The 23,932-nt window shown below is 64.9% G+C and carries 23 protein-coding genes; 15 read left to right on the top strand and 8 right to left on the bottom strand.

Going from position 1 to position 23,932, the window contains the following annotated elements:
• Nucleotides 1-6 precede the first annotated feature (6 nt).
• A complete protein-coding gene (locus VNN77_19760) occupies nt 7-1,470 on the bottom strand; it encodes a UbiD family decarboxylase (GenBank protein HXG53644.1) in 1,464 nt (487 codons plus the stop codon).
• Nucleotides 1,471-1,748: 278 nt separating this feature from the next.
• Between VNN77_19760 and VNN77_19755 the strand changes: the two genes are divergently transcribed.
• The 5 genes from VNN77_19755 (at nt 1,749) to VNN77_19735 (ending at nt 6,490) form a co-directional block, all read left to right on the top strand.
• On the top strand, nt 1,749-2,816 hold the full coding sequence (locus tag VNN77_19755) for an amidohydrolase family protein (GenBank protein HXG53643.1): 1,068 nt from the start codon (nt 1,749-1,751) through the stop codon (nt 2,814-2,816).
• Between the two features lie 131 nt (nt 2,817-2,947).
• Nucleotides 2,948-4,324 (top strand): UbiD family decarboxylase, encoded by a 1,377-nt coding sequence (locus VNN77_19750; protein HXG53642.1) that lies wholly within the window; start codon nt 2,948-2,950, stop codon nt 4,322-4,324.
• Between the two features lie 165 nt (nt 4,325-4,489).
• Nucleotides 4,490-5,413, top strand: a complete 924-nt coding sequence (locus VNN77_19745; GenBank protein HXG53641.1) for an ABC transporter substrate-binding protein — start codon at nt 4,490-4,492, stop codon at nt 5,411-5,413.
• Nucleotides 5,414-5,492: 79 nt separating this feature from the next.
• On the top strand, nt 5,493-5,966 hold the full coding sequence (locus VNN77_19740; GenBank protein HXG53640.1) for a VOC family protein: 474 nt from the start codon (nt 5,493-5,495) through the stop codon (nt 5,964-5,966).
• 62 nt (nt 5,967-6,028) lie between these two features.
• On the top strand, nt 6,029-6,490 hold the full coding sequence (locus tag VNN77_19735; protein ID HXG53639.1) for a hypothetical protein: 462 nt from the start codon (nt 6,029-6,031) through the stop codon (nt 6,488-6,490).
• Between the two features lie 126 nt (nt 6,491-6,616).
• Here VNN77_19735 and VNN77_19730 read toward each other — a convergent pair whose 3' ends face one another.
• Nucleotides 6,617-7,987, bottom strand: a complete 1,371-nt coding sequence (locus VNN77_19730) for an MFS transporter (GenBank protein HXG53638.1) — start codon at nt 7,985-7,987, stop codon at nt 6,617-6,619.
• A gap of 67 nt (nt 7,988-8,054) precedes the next feature.
• On the opposite strand from VNN77_19730, the gene VNN77_19725 reads away from it, so the two are divergent.
• The 4 genes from VNN77_19725 (at nt 8,055) to VNN77_19710 (ending at nt 12,481) form a co-directional block, all read left to right on the top strand.
• Nucleotides 8,055-9,557: an amino acid permease gene (locus VNN77_19725; protein ID HXG53637.1), complete on the top strand. Its 1,503-nt coding sequence runs from the start codon at nt 8,055-8,057 to the stop codon at nt 9,555-9,557.
• Between the two features lie 104 nt (nt 9,558-9,661).
• Nucleotides 9,662-10,684 (top strand): N-acetylmuramoyl-L-alanine amidase, encoded by a 1,023-nt coding sequence (locus tag VNN77_19720; GenBank protein ID HXG53636.1) that lies wholly within the window; start codon nt 9,662-9,664, stop codon nt 10,682-10,684.
• A 5-nt stretch (nt 10,685-10,689) separates the two neighbouring features.
• A complete protein-coding gene (locus tag VNN77_19715) occupies nt 10,690-11,724 on the top strand; it encodes a rod shape-determining protein (protein ID HXG53635.1) in 1,035 nt (344 codons plus the stop codon).
• 88 nt (nt 11,725-11,812) lie between these two features.
• Nucleotides 11,813-12,481 carry an SH3 domain-containing protein gene (locus VNN77_19710; GenBank protein HXG53634.1) on the top strand — a complete coding sequence of 223 codons (669 nt, stop codon included), beginning with the start codon at nt 11,813-11,815 and terminating at the stop codon, nt 12,479-12,481.
• Nucleotides 12,482-12,503: 22 nt separating this feature from the next.
• Here the strand turns inward: VNN77_19710 and VNN77_19705 are convergent, their stop codons facing one another.
• Nucleotides 12,504-13,394 (bottom strand): TAXI family TRAP transporter solute-binding subunit, encoded by an 891-nt coding sequence (locus VNN77_19705; GenBank protein ID HXG53633.1) that lies wholly within the window; start codon nt 13,392-13,394, stop codon nt 12,504-12,506.
• A gap of 132 nt (nt 13,395-13,526) precedes the next feature.
• Here VNN77_19705 and VNN77_19700 point away from each other — a divergent pair, with 132 nt between their 5' ends.
• On the top strand, nt 13,527-13,889 hold the full coding sequence (locus tag VNN77_19700; protein ID HXG53632.1) for a VOC family protein: 363 nt from the start codon (nt 13,527-13,529) through the stop codon (nt 13,887-13,889).
• 25 nt (nt 13,890-13,914) lie between these two features.
• Here VNN77_19700 and VNN77_19695 read toward each other — a convergent pair whose 3' ends face one another.
• The 4 genes from VNN77_19695 to VNN77_19680 all read right to left on the bottom strand — a co-directional run bounded on the left by VNN77_19695 (nt 13,915) and on the right by VNN77_19680 (nt 18,145).
• Nucleotides 13,915-14,964, bottom strand: coding sequence for a tripartite tricarboxylate transporter substrate-binding protein (locus VNN77_19695; GenBank protein HXG53631.1), 1,050 nt, complete (start codon nt 14,962-14,964; stop codon nt 13,915-13,917).
• 138 nt (nt 14,965-15,102) lie between these two features.
• Nucleotides 15,103-16,602, bottom strand: a complete 1,500-nt coding sequence (locus tag VNN77_19690) for a tripartite tricarboxylate transporter permease (protein HXG53630.1) — start codon at nt 16,600-16,602, stop codon at nt 15,103-15,105.
• Between the two features lie 29 nt (nt 16,603-16,631).
• Nucleotides 16,632-17,084, bottom strand: coding sequence for a tripartite tricarboxylate transporter TctB family protein (locus VNN77_19685; protein ID HXG53629.1), 453 nt, complete (start codon nt 17,082-17,084; stop codon nt 16,632-16,634).
• A gap of 89 nt (nt 17,085-17,173) precedes the next feature.
• The gene (locus tag VNN77_19680) at nt 17,174-18,145 is read right to left on the bottom strand and encodes a tripartite tricarboxylate transporter substrate binding protein BugD (protein ID HXG53628.1); all 972 of its coding nucleotides are present in this window, start codon (nt 18,143-18,145) and stop codon (nt 17,174-17,176) included.
• A 351-nt stretch (nt 18,146-18,496) separates the two neighbouring features.
• Between VNN77_19680 and VNN77_19675 the strand changes: the two genes are divergently transcribed.
• The 5 genes from VNN77_19675 to VNN77_19655 all read left to right on the top strand — a co-directional run bounded on the left by VNN77_19675 (nt 18,497) and on the right by VNN77_19655 (nt 22,828).
• Nucleotides 18,497-19,372, top strand: a complete 876-nt coding sequence (locus VNN77_19675) for a dienelactone hydrolase family protein (GenBank protein ID HXG53627.1) — start codon at nt 18,497-18,499, stop codon at nt 19,370-19,372.
• 484 nt (nt 19,373-19,856) lie between these two features.
• On the top strand, nt 19,857-20,060 hold the full coding sequence (locus VNN77_19670) for a hypothetical protein (protein ID HXG53626.1): 204 nt from the start codon (nt 19,857-19,859) through the stop codon (nt 20,058-20,060).
• Between the two features lie 227 nt (nt 20,061-20,287).
• Nucleotides 20,288-21,526 carry an LLM class flavin-dependent oxidoreductase gene (locus tag VNN77_19665; GenBank protein ID HXG53625.1) on the top strand — a complete coding sequence of 413 codons (1,239 nt, stop codon included), beginning with the start codon at nt 20,288-20,290 and terminating at the stop codon, nt 21,524-21,526.
• Complete coding sequence (locus VNN77_19660) at nt 21,523-22,332, top strand: alpha/beta fold hydrolase (protein HXG53624.1); 810 nt, start codon at nt 21,523-21,525, stop codon at nt 22,330-22,332. Before VNN77_19665 ends, VNN77_19660 begins: the two co-directional genes overlap by 4 nt.
• 295 nt (nt 22,333-22,627) lie before the next feature.
• Nucleotides 22,628-22,828, top strand: a complete 201-nt coding sequence (locus VNN77_19655) for a hypothetical protein (GenBank protein ID HXG53623.1) — start codon at nt 22,628-22,630, stop codon at nt 22,826-22,828.
• Nucleotides 22,829-23,032: 204 nt separating this feature from the next.
• On the opposite strand, the gene VNN77_19650 is transcribed toward VNN77_19655, so the two are convergent.
• Nucleotides 23,033-23,917, bottom strand: a complete 885-nt coding sequence (locus tag VNN77_19650) for a uroporphyrinogen-III synthase (GenBank protein HXG53622.1) — start codon at nt 23,915-23,917, stop codon at nt 23,033-23,035.
• Nucleotides 23,918-23,932 lie beyond the last annotated feature (15 nt).

Genomic DNA, 23,932 nt, shown 5'->3' with positions numbered 1-23,932 from the left:
AGGCCGCTACTCGAGGAGATAGCCGAACTTCTCGCGCGCCTTCCGCGAGACCTCGGGAGCGGGAGCGTTGACCCTCGGGAATTTGTCGGCCCACTCGAAGGGTCGCGTCGCGTCGATCACGACCCGCGAATTGGTGAGATCCTTCATCGCCCGTTGCTCGGGCGTCAGCCGGGGGTCCGCCGGCGACGTGCGCATGCGCCGCAGGATGTCCATGGAGGTCGCCGGATCGCAGCGGGTCGCCATGGCCCACATGAGCTGCTCGAAGTTCGACACGTCGACGTCGTCGTCGACGACGATGACGAACTTGCAGCCGTAAACCGTCGAGCCGCAGCTCGCCGCCAGCACGCCGACCTGTTTCGCCTGTCCGGGGTAGCGCTGCTTGATGGCGATCCCGTGGAGCATCCGCGACGCGCCCACCTCGTGGCACCAAACCTGTCTGACGTCGGGCACCCCGGCGTTCGCCAGCTCGCGCTTGAGCATCGCCGAGCGGATCACCGCGCGGTAGCGCGCCATCTCGTCCGATCCGCCCCCGAGCGGAGGCACGCCGAGCAGCACCGGATCGTTGCGGTGATAGATCGCTTCCACGTGCAGGACCGGCTGCGGGCTCGCGCCTCCCGCGTAGTAGCCGGTCCACTCCCCGAACGGCCCTTCCCGCCTCCGGTCCTCCTGACTCACGAACCCTTCGAGCACGACCTCGGCATCGGCCGGAAACGGCAAACCGGTCACCCGGCCGCGCACGAGCTTGACCGGCCGGCCGCGCATTCCGCCGGCGATGTCGAATTCGCACACCCCGTAAGGGTGCTCGGTACCCGCCATGAAAAACAGGACCGGGTCGCCGCCCACGACCAGCGCCAGCGGCATCCGCTGGCCGCGGCCGAAGTATTTTTCCCGGTGCATGTAGCCGTGTTTGCCCGGCACGATCAGCATGCCCACGGTCCTGCGATCGTGGATCATGGCGCGGTAGCAGCCGACGTTGATCCACCGCTCGTCCGGGTCCATCGTGACCGAATATCCCCCGGTGCCGATGTAGCGCCCGCCGTCGTGAACGTGCCAGATCGGCGCCGGAAATTTTTCGACGTCGACGTCCTCGCCGGTCAGCACGTTTTCGAGCACCGGCCCGTCCTCGACGAACTCCGGGGCGATGTACCGTGGATTTTTCTGGTAGTGCTCGAAGTAGGCTTCGCTCAGCTCCTGCTTGGTCAGGTGGTCGGGAAATCCGAGCGTCATGTTGCGCCGCCGCCCGCCGAACACGTTGACCAGCAGCCGAAACCCTCTCGGACATCCGGGAACCTCGTCGAACACGACGGCGGGCGCGTCGTCGCGCGGGACCACCACGTCGGCGGCGAGGCCGATCTCCTCCTGCCACGAAGCTCCGCGAACCGTTCTCAGCTCGCCGAGCTTCTCGGCCTCGCGCATCCATTCGCGCAAGTCGCCGTAGCGCCACTGCGGCGCGCTCGACCCTTCGCTCATCGTTCACGCTCCGTTTTCATGGCCCCGTTCGAGCCGTCCGTTGCGACCTCATCGAAGCTAGAAGCCTTTTATCAAAACCGGCTCCGACGGACAACGGTGGGGCCGCAAGCATGCACGAAGGTCCCTGCTCCCGGCCGCGAGCCGCGGGGATGCGATGTCCGCATGGTCGCGAATCTCGCCGGCGTTCGCTTCAGCTTGACGCCCATCGGGTCTTCGAATAACTAATGGAGGCGAGCGCCCTTCTGCCAGGGTGCCGAACGCCCGGAGGAGCGAAGAGCATGATCATCGACGCGGACGCGCACGTGGTGGAGACGACGCAGACCTGGAGCTATCTCGAGGGCTCCGACGTAAAGTATCGGCCGCAGCTCTTCCAGTCGCCCGAGAACCCCAACGCCCAGTACTGGTTTCTCGACGGCAAAGTCATCGGCTTTCGCAACCCCACGTTGAGCGAAAGAGAGCTTGAAGAGCTGTCCAGAGAAACCGGGCGCACGCTCGAAACCGCCGCGGAAGCCCGCGAGCTGCGCGATGTCGAGCTTCGCCTGAAGCACATGGACGAGCTCGGCATCGATGTGCAGGTCCTCTTCAACACGCTGTGGATCGCCCGGGTCGCCGACAGGCCCGAAGCGGAGATCGCCCTGTGCGGCGCGTGGAACCGCTGGATGGCGGACATCTGGAGGCAAGGCCGCGGTCGTCTGCGCTGGTCGTGCGTGGTCCCGGCCATGACGATTCCGGAAGCGCTCCGGCAGATGCGTTTCGCCAGGGAAAACGGCGCGGTGGCCGTGAGCCTCCGCCCTTTCGAGTACGAGAAGCACCTGGTGGAGCCCTATTTCTATCCGATCTACGAAGAGGCGGCCCGCCTGGACCTCGCGGTGGCGATCCACATCGCCAACGGCAGTCCGGTGCTCCTGGATTACTTCAAGCCGCGTTACGACCGCATGGGCGGCTTCGCTCAGTTCAGGATCCCGACGGTCGTGACCTGCCTGTCGTTGATGATGAGCGACGTCCCCAAGCTGTTTCCGCGGCTGCGTTGGGGCTTCATCGAGGCCTCGGCCCAGTGGGTACCCTGGGTGGTGAACGAGGCCATCCGCCGCTCCGGCGCCAAGGGGTTTCCGAAGAATCCTTGCCGTGAATTCAAGATCTACATCAGCGCGCAGACCGACGACGACTTTTCCTACGTCCTGAAATATGCCGGCGAGGACAACATCGTCATCGGCACCGACTACGGTCACACCGACGCTTCGAGTCAGGTGGATGCCATCGAAGTGTTCCGCGGAAACCCGGCGGTCGACGAAGCCGCCAAGAAGAAGATCCTCGAAGACAACCCGCGCGCGCTTTACAACCTGTAACGGGGCGCCTCGAGCCGGGCTCTCGCCGGACGGATGCCAGGGCGCGCCCCGGCGTCTCTCCGTGACGGGCCTTCGGCTCCGGAGGCGCCGCCGGCTTTGCTTCCCGCCGGGACTCCGTTTATAAGGGCCCTATGGCCAAGGATCTGCGCAGCTTCGTCGCCCGGCTGGAGGCCGCCTCGCCGGCGAGCGTCGTCCGCGTCTCGAAGGCGATTTCGCCCCGTTACGAAATTTCCGCGATCCTCGCGCACCTCGAGCGGCGAAAGCGGTTCCCGGTGCTGTTGTTCGAAAACGTCCAGGGCGCGGACGCCCCCGTGCTGATCAACGCTCAGGCGAGCCGCGCGCTGATGGCGTTTGCGCTGGAGACCAGCCCCGGGAATCTGGCCCGCGTGTTCGCCGAGCGGCAGTCACGCCCGATCGCCCCGGTGGAAATCGGCGACGCCCCGGTCCACGAGGTCGTCCGGGTCGGCGACGAGGTCGATCTCAACGGCGTCCCGGTGTTGACCCACTACGACGTCAACGCGGCGCCTTACATTACCGCCGGAATCGTGGTGGCCGCCGATCCCGAGAGCGGAGTTCGAAACACCAGCTACAACCGCCTGATGCTCGCGGGAAGGCGGGAGCTGCGGATCTTCATGGCGGTGGGCCGCCACCTCTGGACCCTGCACCACCGCGCGGAGAGCCGCGGCGAGCCGCTGCCGGTCGCGATCGTGATCGGGGTCCATCCCCTGTTCTCGCTCGGGGCCCAGGCGCTCACGCCGGCCGACCAGGACGAATACGCGGTGATCGGCGGCATCATGAACGAGCCGCTTCGCCTCGTGCGCGGTCGAACCGTCCCGCTCCTCGTGCCGGCCGACGCGGAGATGATCATCGAGGGACGGATTCTGCCCCACGTGCGCCGTTCCGAGGGACCCTTCGGCGAGTTCACCGGTCACGCCGTCGAGTCGGACGAGCGGCAGGTGATCGAGGTCACCGCCGTCACGCATCGGAGAAATTACATTTTCCAGGACATCCACGCGGGTTTTACGGAGCATAAGCTGATGGGAGCCGTGCCGCGCGAGGCGGCGCTGCTCCGGGCGGTGCGCCAGGCCGTGCCGACGGTCAAGGACGTCTGCATGCCGGTCTCGGGCAACTGTCGATTCCACGCGTACATCTCGATCGCCAAGCGGGCCCCCGGCCAGGCGAAGAACGCCATCTGCGCCGCGCTGGCGGCCGACATGCTGCTCAAGCACGTCGTGGTCGTCGACGAGGACATCGACGTGTTCGACGAAGAACGGGTGCTGTGGGCGGTTGCCAATCGTTTTCAGGCGGACCGCGACCTGGTGGTGATCGCCAACGCCCAGGGAAGCGAGCTGGACCCTTCCGCCGGGCCCGGCGGTGTCAACGCCAAAATGGGCCTCGACGCAACCAAGCCGCTCGAAGGTTTTCCGCCCGAGCTGAAGGTCCCGGAGGAGGTGATGCAGCGGATCAGGCTTGAAGACTACCTCCCTGGCCTCGGCTCCGAACCGTAGTTTCTGCCCGCATGGAACCCCAACCGTCATCGAGCCGCCGCCGAAGACCGACCGCGCCGCACAGGCGGAATCGATCGTGACCGCCAAATTTGACAAACCGGCGTCCGAAGTGGGAAATTGCCGGCGAACTCGAGTGCCGGCTCGCCCGGACCCTGCGGAGGCCCCATGGCTGAAGACCTGATCCGAATCGGACTGTTCAACAAGGACGCGGCGATTCTCGCCGCCGAAGCCAGAGGATTTCTCAGAGCGGAGGGGATCCGGGTGGAACTGAACACGGTGACGGATTCGCCGACGCTGCTCCGCAACCTCATCAACGGGCGCTACGATCTCATTCTCAACAACGCCGACAACGTCATCGCCTGGGCCGAAGGCCAGGGCGAGGATCCCGAGCCGAACGATTTCGTCATCTTCATGGGCGGGCTCCAGGGAGTGAAGCAACGGCTGGTGGCCGCGGCGGGAATCGACGACTTCGCCGATCTCCGCGGCAAAGTCTTCGCCGTCGACGCGCCCACGACCGGGTACGCCATCATCGGCATCGCCATTCTCAAGAAGCACGGCCTCGAGCCGCATCGCGATTATGGCTTCAAAGCCTTCGGCAACACGCCCAGGCGCGTGGCAGCGCTCGCGCGCGGCGAGGCGTCGGCCGCGATGGTCGGGATGGCCGATGACGACATCCGGAACCTCGGCTTCAAAATTCTCGCGCGCGCCGAAGACCACGTGCCTCACTACGCCAGAGGGTTGGGAGCGACGCGCCGCGAGTGGGCGGAGCGCCATGAGGAGCTGCTGGTACGCTTTATTCGCGCGATGATTCGCGCGACCGACTGGGCGATGGCCGCCGGGAACAAAGAAGAGGTGGTCGCGCTGCTGCTGCCGGAATGCGGCAACAAGCGGGCGCGGGCGGAGGAAGCCTACGAAGAGACCACTAGCGCTCGTTTCGGGCTGACGCCGCGCGGCCGGATAGATTTCGACGGGATTCGTACGGTCCTCGAGCTGCGCCAGACCGCCGGCCTGATGAAGGCGCCGCTGCCGGGCCCGCAGAAATACGTCGACGAGCGCTTCTACCGACAAGCGCTGGCCGGCCTGGAATGAGCGCCGGGCCGCGCGCGCAAGTTACCTGTGACCGCGGGCGCAGGCGAAAGCTCGCCCGCTGCGGCGACAGGAGGCAGGCATGGCGAAGATCAAACACATCGCGATCCGAACGCGGGACGTCGAGAAAACCGCGGCGTTCTACAAGGCGGCGTTCGGTCTCAGGGAAGTCGGGCTGGGCCGCAACGGCGTTTATCTGACCGACGGCTACCTCAACGTCGCCGTTCTCGGCTTTCAGGCCGGCGCCGATGGCGAGCCGCTGCGTCTGGGCCTCGATCACCTGGGCTTCCAGGTGGACGACCTCGAGGCGGCCCTCGATCGCATCCGCCGAAGCGGCGGCACCACGCTCGCCGAAGGGGATGAGACCCCGCCCACGGACCCGGGCCGCCGCTCCTATTACGAGGTGAAATGCCTCGGGCCTGATGGACAGGTGATCGACGTTTCCGCCGGAGGCTGGGTCGGCGCGCCCCCGGTCGAGGGCGGCACGGAAGAAGGAGGCTACGGCGCGCGAAAAAGGCGCTGGCGAACCGCGTCCAGCGTCGGACGCAGCCGCTGAGAACCCACGCCTCCCGACGAAGATCGGCTCTCGAGGAAGACGCGCCGAGCGGAACCGACGCGATGGGAAGCTTCATCCTGCTCCTGGTGGCCTTGCTCCTCTGGTCCGTAAGCCTTTTCCTGGTCGGCGAGGCGGGCAAGAGCCAGCACTGGGCGACGAGCGGTCGCTCGGGCCCTCCGGAGCCTTATTCCGGGGTGGCGATGTCTCAGGTGCTGTCCTGCCTGTTCGTCGTGCTGTGGATCGCGCGAGCCTATTTCACCTTCCGCCCCGGCGCCGACTTGCGCCGGTTCATCTCCCATCTTCTGTCGCGTCCCGAGCTGCTCGCGCCCGGCTTCCTTTTCGCGGTCTTTCCGCCGCTCATCGTCGGACTGGTAAAGCTCGCGACGGCTCTCGTCGTCGACCGGGGCGACAGCGAGAGCGCTGCGGAGCGGCGCAATCGTCGCTGGATCGGCTCCGTGCTGGTCTTCTTCCATCTGACCGTGGCCCTCGCGGCGGCTCTTCTCGTCCACCGCTTCGTGGAATGAACCTGGACCTCCGGTTGCGGCCGACGCGGGACGCGATGGCCGCTCTTTTCGCAGCAAGGACGATGGAGCGGGACCTCGGAACGAGGTATCAATCGGCATGCTTCGATGAGAGACGGCGGTACCGCCTCAGCGGATGTGCCGGGCTCCGGGAAGCGCGAAATGGATGGCGGCCATGGCCGCGGCGCCGGCCGCGCCCATGAGCGCCACGGCCCAGCGCGGGCCGAGCAGCGTCGCCAGCACGCCGATCAGCATGCTGCCCACGGTCAACACCACACCGCTCATGTGGAACACGGCCATGGTCCGGCCGCGAAACTCGGAAGGTGAATAGCTCTGGATCACCGTCTGCACCAGCGCGTGCGAGCAGACGTTGGCGAATCCCACGATCACCATCAACGCCATGGAAGCCCAGAACCACGGAGAAACGGAGAAGGCGACGACGCTCACGCCGTAGAGGGCCACCCCCGCGAGCATGAAAAGCCCCCGTCGCAGACGGTCGCCGACAAAAGCGATCATCATGGCGCTGCCGAGCGCTCCGATTCCCATCGCCGTCAGCAGCAAGCCCTGCCCGGTCGCCCCCACCCCGAGAAGGTCGCGGGCGAAAACCGGCAACAGCGTGGTGAAGGGAACGATGAACAACGAGGCGAACATCACCACGAGCAGGGCCGTGCGAACACTGAAGGTCCGCCAGCTGAACTGCCACCCCTCGATGATGCTGCGTCCCAGCGTGGGGGAAGGAGCGCCCGCGCCGTGACGGCCGGGGGCCGGCCGGCCCGCCGCCTGCAAGCGCGCCGTCCAGAACGTCGCCAGGATGTAGAACGCCGCCTGCACCGCGTAGCACCCGCCGGTCCCGAACCTCGAGATCAGGATGCCAGCCAGCGCCGGACCGGTACTGCGGGCGACATTAAAAACGATGGAGTTGAGCCCGATGGCGTTGGTCAGCCGGCTCGGCGGCACGGCGTCCGCGACGATCGCGCCGCGCGCCGGCTGCTGGAAAGTCTGAACGGCCGCCATGCCGAATGCGGTCGCGTAGACGTGCCACACCTCGATCCGCTCGGTCACGATCAACGCCGCCAGGGCCGCGAACATGAGCCCGTCGGCGACCTGAGCGAGAACGATCTGGGCCTTGCGCGAGTAGCGGTCGGCGAGGCTCCCCGCCAGCGGGGAGAGCAGGAGCGTCGGGATCGCCTGGATTCCGCGCACCAGGCCGAGCTGGAGCGCGGAATTGGTGAGCTCGTAGATCAGCCAGCCACGCGTCACCTGGTCCATCCAGAACGCCGTCGACGCGAAGCAATGACCGAACCACAGCAGGCGGAAGTCGCGAAAGGCAAGCGCTTCCAGCCCGGCGATCCGGAACCGCTTGGAGAACAGGGCGGAAGGGCGGGACGCTCGGGGCTCGGCCCCTTCGGGCTTGGTCGTCGTCGGACTCAGCGTAGCGCTCCCTTGACGGCAGGAAACGGGCGTGTTGCCGGCCGGTTGCGGTTTTTCCGCGTATAGCACGGCGGAGCGGGGCCGTCCAGCGCGCGAAAACCTTGAAGTGCCCGGAGACTTCGGCTATTCAGCTAGGATGCCCGGTACGCTGTTCGCCAGGAAGCCGATCGGGATCCTCCTTCGGGAGATGAGCGCGACGACGGGTTTGCGCCGCGCCCTCGGCCCGCTCCAGCTCACCAACCTCGGGGTCGGCGCGATCATCGGCGCGGGTATTTTTGTCGTGATCGGTCTGGTCGCCCGGGACAAGGCGGGCGCAGCGACCATGCTCTCTTTCGTGATTGCGGGCGCCGCCTGCGCCTTCGCCGCCCTCTGCTACGCCGAGTTCGCCTCCATGGTCCCCGTCGCCGGTTCGGCTTACACCTACGCCTATGCCACGCTCGGAGAGCTGCTCGCCTGGATCATCGGGTGGGACCTGCTGTTGGAGTACGGCGTCGGCGCCGCGAGCGTGGCGCACGGCTGGTCGCATTACTTCGCGGACTTTCTGAAGATCTTCGGCCTGCGCGTCCCGCCGGCCGTCGCGCGCGCGCCGTTCGACTACGATCCCGCCACGGGAGCTTTCGTCGCCACTGGAACGCTCCTCGACCTGCCCGCGCTGGCGATCACCGCCGCGCTCACCGCCATCCTGGTCATCGGGATCCGCCAGAGCGCCGCGTTCAACGCCGTGATGGTGGCGATCAAGCTTTCCGTGGTCCTCCTGATCATCGCCGTCGGCGCGTTCTATGTCGTCCCGGAAAACTGGACGCCGTTTGCGCCCTACGGCTACTCCGGGATCAGCTTTTTCGGCAAAACCGTGCTGGGGCAACACGGGCCCGGCGGAGAGCCGCTCGGCGTGATGGCCGGCGCCGGGATAGCGTTTTACGCCTACATCGGATTCGATTCGGTCTCGACGCACGCCGAAGAGGCTCGCAACCCGGCCCGCGACGTCCCGATCGGCATTGTCGCTTCGCTCGCCGTCTGCACGGTCCTCTACATCGGAGTCGCCGCAGTGCTGACCGGCATGGTGCCCTACCGGGAAATCAATATCGATGCCCCGCTCGGCGACGCGTTCAGCCGGGTCGGCCTGCCCTGGGTGCATTTCATAGTTTCACTCGGCGCGCTCACGGGCATCACCTCGGTCTTGATGGTGCTGATGCTCAGCCAGCCCCGCATCATGTTCGCGATGGCGCGCGACGGGCTGCTCCCGCAGGGGTTTTTCGGGGCGGTGCATCCCCGCTTCCGCACCCCCTGGAAATCCACGCTGCTCACCGGCGCCGTCGTCGGTCTCATGTCTTCCTTGCTGCCCCTGCGCGTCCTCGCGGAGCTGGTCAACATCGGAACCCTGCTGGCGTTCACGATCGTCTGCGCGGCGGTGCTCATCATGCGCCGCCGTCATCCCGAGATCGCGCGACCTTTTCGCTGCCCGTGGGTTCCCGTGGTTCCGATCCTCGGCATCGGTTTTTGCCTGCTGCTGATGTTTTCCCTGCCCGGGGAGAACTGGCTGCGTCTTTTCGTCTGGCTGCTCCTCGGTCTCGGTGTCTACTTCGGCTACGGCCGCCATCACAGCGTGCTCGCGCGGCGACGGGCGGACCAGAAGAACTGAGCGAAGTGCCGCCCTTTTCGCCGCGCCGCGAAAAATTGTTGACAGGGAAAACGGCCGGAGTTACGTTTTGAAACTTCCGCAGGCTCAACTCGGCCGCACGAGGCATGGAAACGCTCGAACGCACGAAAGCTCGCTTGATCCGCGAAGCGATCGAGCGGAACCTGGAGTTGGCAAGGCCCCTCCAAGCGCGGCGCACCGGGCGCGCCAGGCGCTTGTTGCCCGTGTGCTTGTGGGGCTGCTTCCTGGCCGCCGGTCTCGGCTACCTTTACTCGCCCGCGCCGGTCGTATCTGAGGCGACTTCCCCCAGCCCGGGCCTCGAGACACCTGAGGTCGCGACGGCGCCCGGGCCGGCCGAGGGCGTGGCGCCGGCCGAGGCCGTCGAGCCGGAGCTTCCGGTTTCTCCGCCCCAGGCATTGCACCGCGCGGTCCTGCCGCTTTCCGTGCGCCGGATCGTCGTCGATCCTGGCCACGGCGGACGCCAGCACGGCGCGATTTCCCAGTCCGGCGTATCGGAGAAGCACCTGACCCTCGAGATCGCGCTCAGGCTGAGACGGCTTCTGGAGCAGGCCTCGTTTCAGGCGATCCTCACGCGCGAGGGCGATCAGACGCTCCCGCTCGACAAGCGGGTCGCGTTCGCCAACGCCAGCCGTGCGGACCTCTTCGTCTCGATCCACGTCAACTGGATGGAGCAGCGCGAGCTCCGTCCTCTGGAAACGTATTACGTCGGGCCGACCGACGATCCGGCGGCAATGAGGCTTGCCGGAATCGAGAATCGCGAGTCGGGCTATTCGCTCGCCGACTATCGCGAGCTTCTGGAGAAAGTTTACATGCACGCTCGCCGCGATGAGTCCCGCAGACTCGCCGAAACGATCCACGCGGAGCTCTACCACGCCCTTCGCGAGTCCAATCCCGGCCTCGACAATCGCGGAGTGAAAAAGGCGCCGTTCGTCGTGCTGATCGGCACGCAGATGCCGGCGATCCTCGTCGAGGTGGCCTCGCTGGCGAACGAGGACGACGTCCGGTTGTTGACAAACCCCGACTATCAGGAAAAGATCGCTCAGGCGTTGCTGCGCGGCATCCGCGCGTACGCCGACGGCCTCAACGGCTCGGCCAAAAAAGGCGGCTAGGAGCTATGGAAGAGAACACGGACACGCTTTGCGTCGGCATAGACCTCGGCACCTCCCGGAGCTCCATTTCGGCGTCCAACGGCCAGCGCCACGTCGTTGACAGCTATGTCGGCTGGCCCGTCGACATGGTCGCCCGCAAGCTGGTCAAGAAACCGTTGCTCGTCGGGCGCGAGGCCCTCGAGAACCGCTCGATGCTGGACCTCAGGCGCCCTCTCGAAAGGGGGCTGATCAAGGAAGGCTCCGAAAAGGATGAGCAGGCCGTGCGCGAGATCCTGCGCCATCTGGTCGTCCTCGCCGGGCTCAAGCCCAAAGCGGGCAAGAGCCGGCCGAAGGTCCGCGCGGTGGTCGGGGTTCCAGCAGAGGCGTTTCGCGGCAGCAAGCAGAGGCTGCGCGCGTTGATGGACGGCATCGCCGACAGCGTGATGCTGGTGTCGGAGCCTTTTGCCGTGGCCTACGGGCTGGAGGCTCTGCTGCACGCCCTGATCATCGACATCGGCGCGGGCACGGCCGACTTCTGCGTGATGCGGGGCCGCTACCCGACCGAGGAGGACCAACGCACGTTACCCAACGCCGGAGACGCGATCGACGAGCAGCTCGCGAAGCTCATCCGCGAGCATCACCCGGAAGCCCAGTTCTCGATCCACATGATTCGCGATTGGAAGGAGAAATGGAGCTTCGTCGGCGAGCCTCCGAGCCGCGTCGTCGTGACCGTGCCGGTCAAGGGAAAGAACACCGAGCTGGACATCACGAACGAGATGCGCGCGGCGTGCGAGAGCATCCTGCCGCCGATCTGCGAGACGGCGATCGATCTCATTTCCCGGGTGGACCCGGAATATCAGGAGAAGGTGCGGAACAACGTGATCCTTGCCGGCGGCAGCTCCTTGATCTCGGGCCTCGCCGGCGCGGTGGAAAAGACGCTACAGGAGCTGGGCGGCGGGCGTGCGACGGTGGTGAAAGATCCGGTGTTTGCGGGCTCCGACGGCGGGCTGTGCATCGCGCGTGACGCTTCCGGGCCCGACTGGGAGAAGCTTTCCGCCTGAATCGAAGGCCGGCCTTCTTGCCGGGGCCCTTTCCTGGTTTTCATTGAACCTTTGATCGATTGAACCGCGGCAAAGCGGCAGGTCTTCCATGTCAGGGCTTGCTTTCCGCAGCTTCGCTTGCCTCGTCTTTCTTCTCCTTCCGACCGTAACGGGACACGCCGCCGGAAAGGGCGGAGGGCTCAGTGCCGGTTCCTCCGGAGCCTCGCTCTACAGTCGCCAGGACGTGCGGTCGGAGAAGCTCGCCGTGCTGGCCGCCGGCGAGCCGCTGACCCCGTTGGCGGAAGCCGTGGGGACCACCGTCTGGTACCTGGTTCGAACGCGCCAGGGGCTCGTGGGCTGGGTGCAGGCGTCGGAGGTCGACGGCAGCGCGGAGCTGAAGGAGGCTCTTCAGGAGCCCGCCGAGGCCCTCTGGAACGCCGTGACGAGCGGTGGTCAGGCGTTCCAGGGCAGTTATACCGTCGAGCAGAGCTCGGCGGAGGAGGTCTCCGGTCGCTGGACGCTGCGGGGCCCGGACGGCAAGATAATCCTGCGCGGCACCTGGTCGGCGCGAAAATTTTCCACCGGCTGGAACGGCAGCTGGCGTGCATCGGTCGAAGGCCGGGCCGGCGGGCGTTCGGGAAGCTGGACGGCCGACCTGCGGCTTCCTGGATCGGCACGGCTGCCGGAGATGTTCGAGGCCGCAAGACGTGCGGTCGTGCGTGGGATCTGGGCCTCCGGCCAGGATTCCGGGAGCTGGTCGATCCGCGAAGCGAACTAGGAAGGCGCGGTCGAACTCCCGCTCAGCTCAACCAGCCGCTCTCCTTCAGCGCGCGGGCCGCGCCCGGATGGAGCGGCACCCCGCCGAATTCGAACGCCGCCCTGTCCCCCGACCGAAGCGAGACGAAAAGATCCTCGAGCCCTTTGAAGAGCGGATTTTTTCGCGGCAGCTCCTCGAGGTGGTCGACGATCGTCTTCGCCATGGCATACACCGCCTCTTCCGGGACCCGCGCGTGCGTCACCACGACGTTGATCACGCCGATCTGCCGCGACGCGGAGCCGACCCCGCGGAGCGCGCCGGGCTCGATCGTCACCCTGCGGTAGTAGCCGACCTCGGAAACGATTTTATCGATCTCGTCCGGCCCGTATTCGACGACGCGCAGATCTACGCGCCGGCTCAAATCGGTCGCCATCCGGTTGGGGATGGGCGGCAGAAACAACGCATCGACCCGACCCGACGCCAGCGCGTCCGCCGCCTCGGCGTACCCCAGGTACACCGGCTCGAACGCGATTCCGAGCACGCTGAAGATCGTGCGCACGTGTTCGGCCATCCCGCTGCCGGCCGCTCCCGGAACGATTCGCCGGCCGCGAAGATCGCCGACGGCGCGGATGCCCGATCCGGCGAGGGACACGAAAAAAATCGGCCCGACGTTCGCCGGCGCCACCATGCGCAGGGCGATCCTGTTCTCGAACGGCGCCGTTCCTTCAAGCGCGCGCCCGATCCAGTTCGAGGCCATGAAGCCGAATTCGAGGTCCCCGCGGCCCAGGCGGTTGGCGTTATCGATGCTCGCCTCGCTTTCGCAGACAACGCACCGCTCCGTCGGCGCCCGGTTCCGGTTGAACAGCTCCGCGAGCGCCTCAGCCTGGGTGTAGAACGTGCCGCCCGTCTCCGCGGTCCCGATTCGATAGCTCATGCCGTTCCCTTCCCGCCCGCTCGCGCTTGACCGGGCGGAACCTCCGTACTAGCCTGGCTTGCGGCGCCCGGCCCGCCGCAGCGGCGGCATCTTCCGCTCGCGTCGATTGCCGGAGAGCGAGGAGGCAGGTCGATGGCTTCAACCCTCAAGGTCCGCGGCATCGATCACATCGTCTTTCACGTCAAGAATCTCGCGCGCTCGAAGAGATTCTACGTCGACTTCCTCGGCATGGAAGTCGACCACGAGCGGCGCCGCCAGTGCTTTCTCAAGTGCGGCCGTCAGGGGCTCGCGCTTTTCGAGATCGACGCTCCCGTTCGCGCGGGACGGGAGGTCAACCACCTGGCCCTGCGCCTCCGGGCAGGAAAGCGCGCCGAGGTAGCGGCCGCCCTGCGCGACGCCGGCATCGAGTTTTCCGGCCGCAGCGGCGACCCCGATTGCATTTACTTTCGCGACCCGGACGGCCACCGTCTGCAACTGCTGCTGCCCCGCGAGTGAGCCGATCTCCGGCTTGGCGACGGCGTCAGCCGCCGAGCAGCTTTTTCAGCCTCGCGACGATCTCGGGCGGCTGACTCAACGCGTCCTTGACGATCGCTTCGAGCTCCTCTCCCGATTTGGGACTGAGCTCGAATTTGCGTTTCTCGATCTCCGCCAGGAACTCCGGATCCTTCATCGTCCGATTGAACGCTTCGCGGAGGATTTTCACCCGCTCCGGGGGAATTCCGGGACTGCCGAGCATCGGCCGGCCCAGAGCCCCGGCGGCCAGCACCACGTTTGCCAGCCGGCGGCTGGACTCGGGCGTCTTGTACTGGTCCATCAGCTCCCAGATGGTCGGCGTCTGCGGCAGCTTGACGTCTCTCGCCCGCCCCGTCTGGATGATGTTGCGCACGAACCCCTTCTTGCGCCACGTATGATAGGGCTCCCGGGAAAAGAAAGCCTCGATCGTGAAAGCGCGGCACAGAATCTCGCCTCGTTCCACCGCGAGATCGATCTCCGGGCCTCCCGGATAGCCGGTGACGACGTTGAAGCGAGCCCCCAGGGTCTCCTCGAAGAGCTTGGGAAGGTAATAGGCCTGATCCGAGGTTCCCTGGCCGCCGCAGCGCGGCGGCTCGGCCGCCTTGCGAACGTCGTCGATCGTCTTGTAAGGGCTGTCGGCGCGCATGTACATCTGGGATTCGCCCTCGACCGGCGAGCCGATCCACGCGAACTTCCCCCAATCGTACTGGACCTCTTTGCGCCCGATGAGCTGGTCGAAGTAGAGCGAAGGGACGATCGAGCCGATCAGGCTCAGGCCGTCCGGCTTGGTCTTGTTGTAAACGTAGTTCGCGGCGATCTTGTGGCCCGCTCCGGGCATGTTCTGGACGACGATCGCGGGCTTTCCGGGAATGTGCTTCCCGATATGAGCCGCCAGAATCCGCGACCACTGGTCGTAGAGCGCTCCCGGCGTCGTCCCGATGTAAACGGTAATCGTCTTGCCTTTATAGAAATCAGCCTGCGCCAGCAACGGCGAGGGCGCCGATCCCGAAGAAGCGATCAGCGCGATAACGGAGAGCCATCGGCCTTTGAAACCCATGCCAACCTCCTTGTCGCGCCAAAATCGATCTCTGCTTTTAGGTGAAAGGAAGCCGCCGTGTCAAGGGTAAGCCCAAGGGAGCCCGTTCGTCGGGCTGTCGAGGAACAGGGAGGCAGCTTTCGAGGAAATCAATCAGCGTTACTCTCCGAACGCTTCTTCACGGGTCCTCTTGAACGACGGCAGCAGGACGGCGAGCATCGCCAGGACCGCTATCGCAAGCAGGGTCACGCTGATAGGGCGCTGCACGAACACCAGCGGATTGCCCCGCGACAGCAGCATTGCGCGGCGCAAATATTCTTCCATCAGCGGGCCGAGAATGAAGGCCAGCAGCATCGGTGCGGATTCGCAACCGAGCTTCGAGAACACATATCCGGCCAGGCCGAACAGCGCCATAATGTAGATATCGAACTGGCTGTTGTTGAGGCTGAAAACGCCGATCCCGCAGAAGACCAGGATTGCGGGGTAGAGGAAATGGTATGGCACCATGATCATCCGCACCCACAGGCCGATCATGGGCAGGTTCAGAATCACGAGAAAAAGGTTGCCGATCCACATCGAGACGATGATGCCCCAGAAGAGCGCCGGTTGCTCGGTGATGACGGACGGCCCGGGCTGAATCCCCTGGATGATCATGGCGCCCACCATCAGGGCCATGACCGGATTCGAGGGGATTCCCAGGGTCAGCATGGGGATGAACGACGTCTGCGCCCCGGCGTTGTTGGCCGACTCCGGCGCCGCCACGCCTTCGATCATCCCGGTGCCGAACCGCGGTCCGTTTTTGGAAACCTTCTTCTCGATCGAATAGGCCGCAAACGATCCGAGGATCGAGCCGCTGCCGGGCAGGATGCCGAGTGCCGAGCCGATGAGCGTGCCGCGGAGAATCGGAGCGATCATGCGTTTGAAATCCTCTCGGGTCGGCATCAGACTGGTGACCTGCGCGACCGCCACGGAGCGTTCGGTCTCGGTTTCGAGATTGCGAATGATCTCTCCGAGGCCGAACATGCCCATCGCGACCGTGACGAAGCCGATCCCGTCCGCGAGCTCGGGCACGTCGAACGTGAAGCGTTGCACGCCCGAGGTGACGTCCGTTCCGATCAGCCCGAGCAGCAGCCCGAGCAGCACCATGCCGATTGCGTGCAACAGCGAGCCCTGCGCTAGCACCACGGAAGCGACCAGCCCCAGCACCATGAGGGAGAAATAATCCGCCGGGCCGAACTCCAGCGCCACCGCGGCCAAAGGTGGACCGAAAGCGGCGATGATGAACGTCGCGACCGTCCCGGCGAAAAACGAGCCCAGAGCCGAGGTCGCCAGCGCGACGCCCGCCCTCCCCTGTTTCGCCATTTGATAACCGTCCAGCGTGGTCACCACCGACGCCGCCTCGCCCGGCAGGTTGACCAGAATCGAGGTCGTGGACCCGCCGTACTGCGAGCCGTAGTAGATGCCCGCGAGCATGATCAGCGCTGAGACCGGTGGCAGAACGAACGTGACCGGGAGCAGCATCGCGATCGTCGCGGTGGGACCGAGGCCCGGGAGAACTCCGATCAGCGTTCCGAGAAAAACGCCCACCAGGCAGTAGAGGAGATTGCTCCACGTGAGCGCGGTTTGAAGGCCCAGCGAGAGATTGTCGAGCAGCTCCACGGCGACCTGCCTCGGGCTTCGTCCGTCGCTCAGTCCCCGAACCAGGGACCAACGACCGGCAGCGGCACCCCGAGCCCTTTCAAAAAGATCAGAACGCAGAACAGGGCCAGCCCGGCGGCGAGAAAGATCGTGGGAACCCAGCGAAACCGGCGGCTCGCAAAGCCGCTGGAGATCACCAGCACGGGAACGGCGACGGCAACCCCCGCGCCGCGCAGAATATAGCCGAAAAGCAGCACCGAGGCGACGATCAGCGCCAGGTGCCGGACGGCGAACGCGCCTACCGGCAGGCCGGAAACGATGAAGCTGCGAACCACTGCGATCGCTCCGACAAGAAGCAGAAGGGCTCCGAGAATCGTCGGGAAGTAGGCCGGCCCCATTTTGAGAGCGGTTCCCATATCGTAATCGCGGGCGACCACCAGGGCGGCCGCGCCGAAAAAGATGTAGATCAAGCCGGCCCAGAAGTCTCGCTTGCTACGAATCATCGCCGATCATCCCCGTTTCGGGCCGGCCGAAAAACGAAGGCCGGAACGAAAGTCCGGCCTTCGTTTGGCCTTTCCTTTCACGCCGGGCGTCAATCGGCGTAAACTCCGGCTTTCTTGATGATTGGCCCCCACTTTTCGATTTCGCTCTTGAGAAGACTCGCCAACGCTTCCGGGGTCGCCCGTTTTTCGGCCACGGGCTCGGTCCCGAGGTCGGCAAAGCGTTGCTTGACGTTGGGATCCTTCAGAGCGAACTGGAGCGCCTTCGTGAGCGTCTGGACCACCGGCTTGGGCGTGCCTTTGGGCGCGTACAGCCCGTGCCAGACCGAAACCTCGAAATTCGGCAACCCTGCCTCGTGCATGGTCGGCACGTTGGGAAGCGATTTGACCCGGGTGCGGGTGGTCACCGCATAGACCTTGATCTTGCCGGCCTTGATCTGGCTTGTGGTGTTCGTCGTCTGGTCGCACATGAAATCCACCTGACCGCCCAGGAGGTCGTTCATCGCCGGGCCGGTGCCCTTGTAGGGCACGGTCGTCAAGTCGGTTTCGATCGCCGTCATGAAAAGCATGCCGCAAAGGTGGGACGCTGCGCCCAGACCGGCGTTGGCGTAGGTCACCTTGTCTTTGTTCTTCTTCACGTAATCGATCAGCTCTTTGAGGTCCTTGGGAGGGAAATTGCTGCGGGCGACGAGCGTCATCGGCACTTCGTTGATCAGCCCGATCGGCTCGAAATCCTTGATCGGATCGTAGGGAAGCTTGCGGTAGAGAGCCGGCGCCGTCGACATGCCGATGTGGTGGATGAGAATCGTGTAGCCGTCGGGCGCCGCTTTGGCCACCCGGTTCGCCGCGATCGTCCCCCCGGCGCCTGCGACGTTCTCCACGATCACCTGTTGCTTGAGCGTCTTGCTCATCGGCGCAGCGATCAATCGGGCCACGGCATCCGTCGGCCCGCCGGCGGAAAACGGGACGACCATGGTGATGACTTTCGTCGGATAGGCCTGGGCCCAAGCGAAGGACGCCGTGAGCAGCAACGCGGGGAAGAAACCGAGAACCTTGCTTGCCATTGTCGCTACCTCCATAATCTGTCGACCGAATGGAATCCGACTGCCCGGCCGCTCGAGTCCGGCGTCTTGCCCTATTTTGCCGGCCGATTCCACTTCGCTCGCCGGTGCGGCCTTGGCCCCGGGGGTGCAACTTGCGTACCGCGCTCGACTCAACGTTGACCGCGAGATTCGGCGTTACGTTTCCCGGTCCTGAGAATTACGGTCTCTCCCATTGGCAAATCTGAAAAAGCCACCCCCTTACGGCCTCGTGCACCCTTGACGTTCTTCGCCAGGTCGTTTATTTAAGGTTCGCTCAACAAGCCGGTCGCAGCGAAACCGATCCAGAACCCAGCTAGAAAGGAGACGCGTTCGATGGCCGAGAAGATCAAAGCCCTGATTCGCGAGTACCGGGAAGGAAGACTCTCACGCCGGGAGTTCATGCGTCAGGCGGTTCTGGCGACCGGAACGTTGGCCGGGGCCGACAGCCTGATCAGGAGCTTGATCCCTTCGGGCGCGCACGCGGCCCAGGTACCCGAAACCGATCCCGCCATCCTCACCCACAATGTCGAGTACAAGGGCAAGGCCGGGCCGATCTTTGGATACCTCGCTCGCCCTGTCAAGGCCGGAAGGTATCCCGCTGTCATCGTCATCCACGAGAACCGGGGTCTCAACGATCACATCCGCGACATGGCCCGGCGGTTCGCCAAGGAAGGTTACGTCGCGCTGGCCCCCGATTATCTGTCGCGGGCGGGAGGAACGCCGAAAGTCAATCCGAAGGGAGAGGGGCTGAGCAATATCCGCGAGCTGGCACCCTGGCAGAACGTGGCGGAGGATACCGCTTCGGGCTTTGAGTATCTCAAGGTGCTTCCCGATGTCCGCGGCGACAAGCAGGCCGTGGTGGGCTTTTGCTGGGGCGGAGAGATGGCTTTTGCCTCGGCGACGCAGATCAAGACGCTGGACGCGGTGGTGGTTTATTACGGGCGCAGCCCCAACCCGCTCGACCTCGTCAAGAACATCCAGGCGCCCGTGCTGGCCCACTACGGAGAAAAGGATCCCGGTGTGAACAAAGGCATACCCGACACTGAAGCGGCGATGAAAAAGTACAACAAGTCGTATACCTACAAGATCTACCCGGGCGCTCAGCACGCTTTCAACAACGATACCGGCGGCGCCCGCTACCATCCCCAGGCTGCCAAGGAGGCCTGGGAAAGAACCCTCGAATTTTTGAGGAAAAACCTACGGGCTTGATCTTCCGCTCGAAACAAAGTCAGAGTAGGCAGAGGAGTGGCCCCTACTCTGGCAACCGTGCGGCGCGAGTTTCCGCGGCTTCGCCGCCGGCTCATTGTCGAGACCGTTTACACGGGCTCTGAAGCCGGTCGCTAGGGCTTTCTCCCACAGCTTCCAGGAAAGTGATTACCAACGAAAAATTAAATAGTTACTGTGATTCTAACCCGAAAATGGCAAAATCGCCCGATTCATTTAGATCACGGAACCAATAGGTCAAGTCTGCCCTAACCGTTTGGGCGAATCCCTGTGAAAACGTTAGACACGGCTGACCTCCATGGCTTTTCTATCTTCGGCACGCCTCCTGCTCTTACGGAAGGCATCTCGAACGGGGCGAACTGAGAACCGAACCGGTTTGGCTATGGGAGTCCGGGAGCGGTAGCGACCGATCCGGTTGTCAATCGAGGTGGCGCCCGCGTGACGGAACAGAGAAAGGGGGGAGCGATTCATGAAGACGACCATCGAGACAGATTTGGAAAAACCGAGCTTTTGGCAGCTCGTGTTCTCTCAGAGCAAGGTTAACGGAGCGCCGTACTACGGAGAGCAGCTTCCTGGGAGAAACTGGAACTGGCCGACCGATACCTTTCTGCAACGCCGCCTGCGTGAAATCAACAAGTGCTACCAGAGCGCAGAGAGGGCGGAGCTGAACTGATCGCCGCTTCCCGCTGCCTCCTTCAATACTCCCACGGGAAGACGGCGCCACTGAACTCCACCCCGTTCAGTGGTAAGAGGGCCGGGTCTCACAGTCCGGCCCTCTTTTTTTGGCGTCGGCTCTGCTGAGAAAGATCCACGCTCTGGCGCAAGCTTGATCGCCCGCTTCGCTTCGTAGTACGAGGGATGCCGGCCCGCAGCCGAACAGGCCCCGCACCCGGAGTGAAAATGGAACCGGTTCGACTCTTTTGCTGGCACTTCATGGCCTACCCTTATCTCGCGGCCGATTTCGACGCCAGGCACGAATCGGGTTGGGTCACCGTCCCCAACAGCCTCTGGGACAACGAAAAAACCCGGGGGCTGTACCAGGAATACATCGACCAGCTCGCCTACGCCGACGAACTGGGATTCGACGGTGTGGTGCTGAACGAGCATCATCAGAACATTTACGGCCTCATGCCTTCGCCGAACCTCGTCGCCGCCGCGCTCTCGCAGCGGACTTCGCGCGGGAAAATCGTCATTCTGGGCAACCTCCTGCCGCTCCATCTCAACCCGATGCGAGTCGCCGAGGAATACGCGATGCTCGACCAGATGACCCATGGACGGCTGATCGCCGGCTTCGCTCCCGGAAGCGGACCGGAAACCTTCAATTACAACGTCCCTTCCGCCGATACGCGCGAGAAGTTCTGGGAAGCGGTCGATCTGATCGTGCGCGCGTGGACCGAGGACGGCCCCTTCACCCACGAGGGACGCTACTATCCGCTTCGCTACGTGAACCTCTGGCCTCGTCCGCGGCAGAAGCCCTTCCCGCCAGTCTGGATCCCGGGTTCTCGCAGCCCTTCCACCCTGATAGAGGTGGCCAAACGCGGCTTTTCCTATTTTCTGTCGTCCCGCAGCCACGGTGGCGAAACCGACAGGGCCGCCCGCGAGTTTGCCGCGATTCTGGAGCGGCACGGAGACCGCTACACGCCGCATCGCTTCGGTATCCTGATGTCCGCCTATGTCTCGGCGAGCGACCGGCAGGCGCGCAACGAATGCGAAGAGGGAGTGTGGTATTTTCTGAGGAACTGCCTCAAGGGGCATCTTCGGCGCGAAGGCCGGCAGCTTACCTTCGGTCCGGGCGTCCCTTATCTTCCGGCTCCGGCATGGAAGGAATATCTGAAGACCTACAGGCCCGGGCGCAAGCTGCTCGGCGATGTGGAGAACTGGGACGAGCTGGACGCCTCGCAGTCGATCATTGTGGGCGGCGCCGAGACCGTCTGTCGGCGAATCTGGAAGATCGTCGAGCGCGCCGAAGCTGGCAACCTTCTCATCCAGTTCCACATCGGCAACTTGCCCTCCGAGCTGACCCGCTCCAGCATGAGGCGGTTCGCAGAGGAGGTCGCGCCGGTCCTCCGGGAATCGTCGAAAAAGCTCTTTGACGCGAAGTACGGCCACGCATCCGGTCGAGCGGAGGCGCACCCTTGAGCGGCCGCGTCGTGCACGTGCGCGGACGCCGGATCTGGCTTCTGGAAGGCGGCTGCGGAGCCCCGCTTTTGTATCTCCACGGCTTCGCCGATGTTCACGCCGTCAAGGACGGCTGGCTGCCGTTCCACACGCGGCTGCTCGAGCGGGCCCGGGTGATCGCTCCGGCTCATCCCGGTTGCTCGTCGACGGACGAAAACCCCGACGTCGAATCCATCGACGATGTCGTGTTTCATTACCTCGAGATGCTCGACTCGCTGGAGCTATCGAGTTTCGATCTCGTGGGGAGCTGTCTCGGCGGCTGGATCGCCGCGGAGCTCGCGGCACGCCATCCCGAAAAAGTCCGCCGGCTGGTCTTGATCGGCGCCATGGGTTTATTCGTGAAAGGCTCCCCGATCGGCGATCTTTTCATGATGGCGCAGCCCGAGCGCGGATCGAGCTATGCGGGGCTGCGACGTCTGCTGTTCGCCGACCCCGACCACCCTTCGGCGCTGGAGCTTTTCCCCGACGGCAAAGGGGATCTGGAAGAAGAGCTCAGGCGATACCAGATGCTCCGCTTCGCTTCCCGCATCGGCTTTCGGCCGCCGTATTTCTACAGCCGCCCGCTCGCCGGGAGGCTGCATCGTGTTGCCACGCCGGCGCTCGTGATCTGGGGCCGACAGGACCGGCTCGTCGCCCCGGTGCACGCCGAGACCTACGTCCACGCCCTTCCCTGCGCCCGTCTCGAGTGGGTAGCGAACGCCGGCCATGCGGTCCCGGTCGAGGAGCCGGAGGCGGTTGCAAGGCTGATTGCGGAATTTCTCGGCTGAGCGCTGTCCTCGTGCTAACCGGCACTCGCAGTTTCCTGCCCGGCTGATTCCTCACCCGACCCCGGCCGTCACCGGCGAAAAAACCGAACGGGAGTAACGTACAGCGCCGGGAACACGCAAGCGCGTCGGGAAAGGCGGTCGCCGAAAATAGTCGATAGTGGACAAAAATTGCCAGTAGTTGAACCGGAGGATCTGCAAAGCCGATCGGCGGCAATCGCGGCGAGCGTTTTCTTTTCAGGTGCTTACGACGGCAGGAAGCAGTGGCATAGCGGTTGCTCGATGCCCAAATCAAGCTATGCTGGTCTGGCTGGGTTTGCTGACGTTTGCGGTCGCGGCGGCGCTTGCGCTCGCGCTCAAGCGATCCTGTCGCTTCGACGCCAGGGCCGAACCTGTGGGAGAACGCGCGGCATTCGAAGAGCCGCCGTTCACGAAGTCGGTGATCGACCTGCACCCAGGTCCGGGGGTCGCTCTCGAGACCAAAGAGTGGACGCTGTAGCGGTACAAGTCGGTACCGCAGGGCCGGGAAGGCGGTGCCTGAGTTCAGGTTGCGCCGGGCAAGCTACGACATCGGATCGGTGCTCTTCGAAATCAGCAGTGACGGGTTCAGCTTCAACCCGGTCGACGCGCGAAGCCGCGTGAGAACGCTCAGCCGCTGGGCGGATCATTTGCGAAGCGCCCTGCAAGCGCTGACGCGAGGCCTTTAGCCTTCGTTCTCTCGAGAGTTGAGGCAATCACTTTGCTGCCTCTTTGCTGCAAGCAACCGCTTTGCCGAAGCCGCTGCTTCCGCCATCAACGATCCCAGCTTCGGGTGAGCGGGCTCGATGTCGGGCCGCAAGTCGAACTGCTCCAGGACTTCGGTGCAGACGGGGCCGATTGAGCCGATCACCACCCTCTCGAGTCCTGCGCGCAGGGAGTCCGTCTCTCCCTGCAACTCCGCCGTCCGGAACAGGTGCCCGACCTGGGCGCCGTTGGTAAAGAGCGCGACCTGGACCTCCCCGCGCGTGATCTCCTCGATCGCCCGGCGCAACGGCGCGAGATCTTCGGGAAGCGCCCAGCGATAGACCGCGACCGTGAAAACCGCCGCGCCGCGGCGGCGCAGCTCGGCGAGGAGTTCGGCGTTCGGGGCCCCGTACTCCTGGACCGCGACCTCCTTGCCGTGCAGATCCAGGCGGCCGTCCAGCGCAGCCACAAGCTCCCGCCACGTGTACGGCTGCGCCGCCGTGACGGTGGGACTCAGCCCCAGCTCCCGGAGGGCGGCCACCGGCTTCGGGCCTCGGGCGACCAGCGTGGCTCCGCCGAGCGCGGCGACGATTCTCGCCCGCGGGTGGCGGCTTTCCAGCAGCCGGATGAGCGCGCGCGTCCCGACCCCGGTCGTGAAGATCACCAGCTCGAGAGAGCCGGATTCCAGGCGCGACAAAAAGTCGAACGCCGCGTCGTCTTCCGCGATCGGCACCTCGCGCAACGAGGGCGCCATGACCGGCTGTCCCCGGTAGCGGCGGATGAGCTCCGCGGTCTCGTGCGCCCTCCGGCTTTCGAAGCTCACCACCCGGAGCCCGCCGAAATCGTCCTGCCGCCTTTCGCCCATCGAACCGCCCCTTTC

Source organism: Candidatus Zixiibacteriota bacterium, from assembly GCA_035574315.1.
In the GTDB taxonomy this organism is placed as follows: Bacteria; Desulfobacterota; Binatia; order UBA9968; family UBA9968; genus DATLYW01.
The sequence above is the reverse complement of the archived record's forward strand: the minus strand, read 5'-3'. Positions and strand labels throughout refer to the sequence as shown.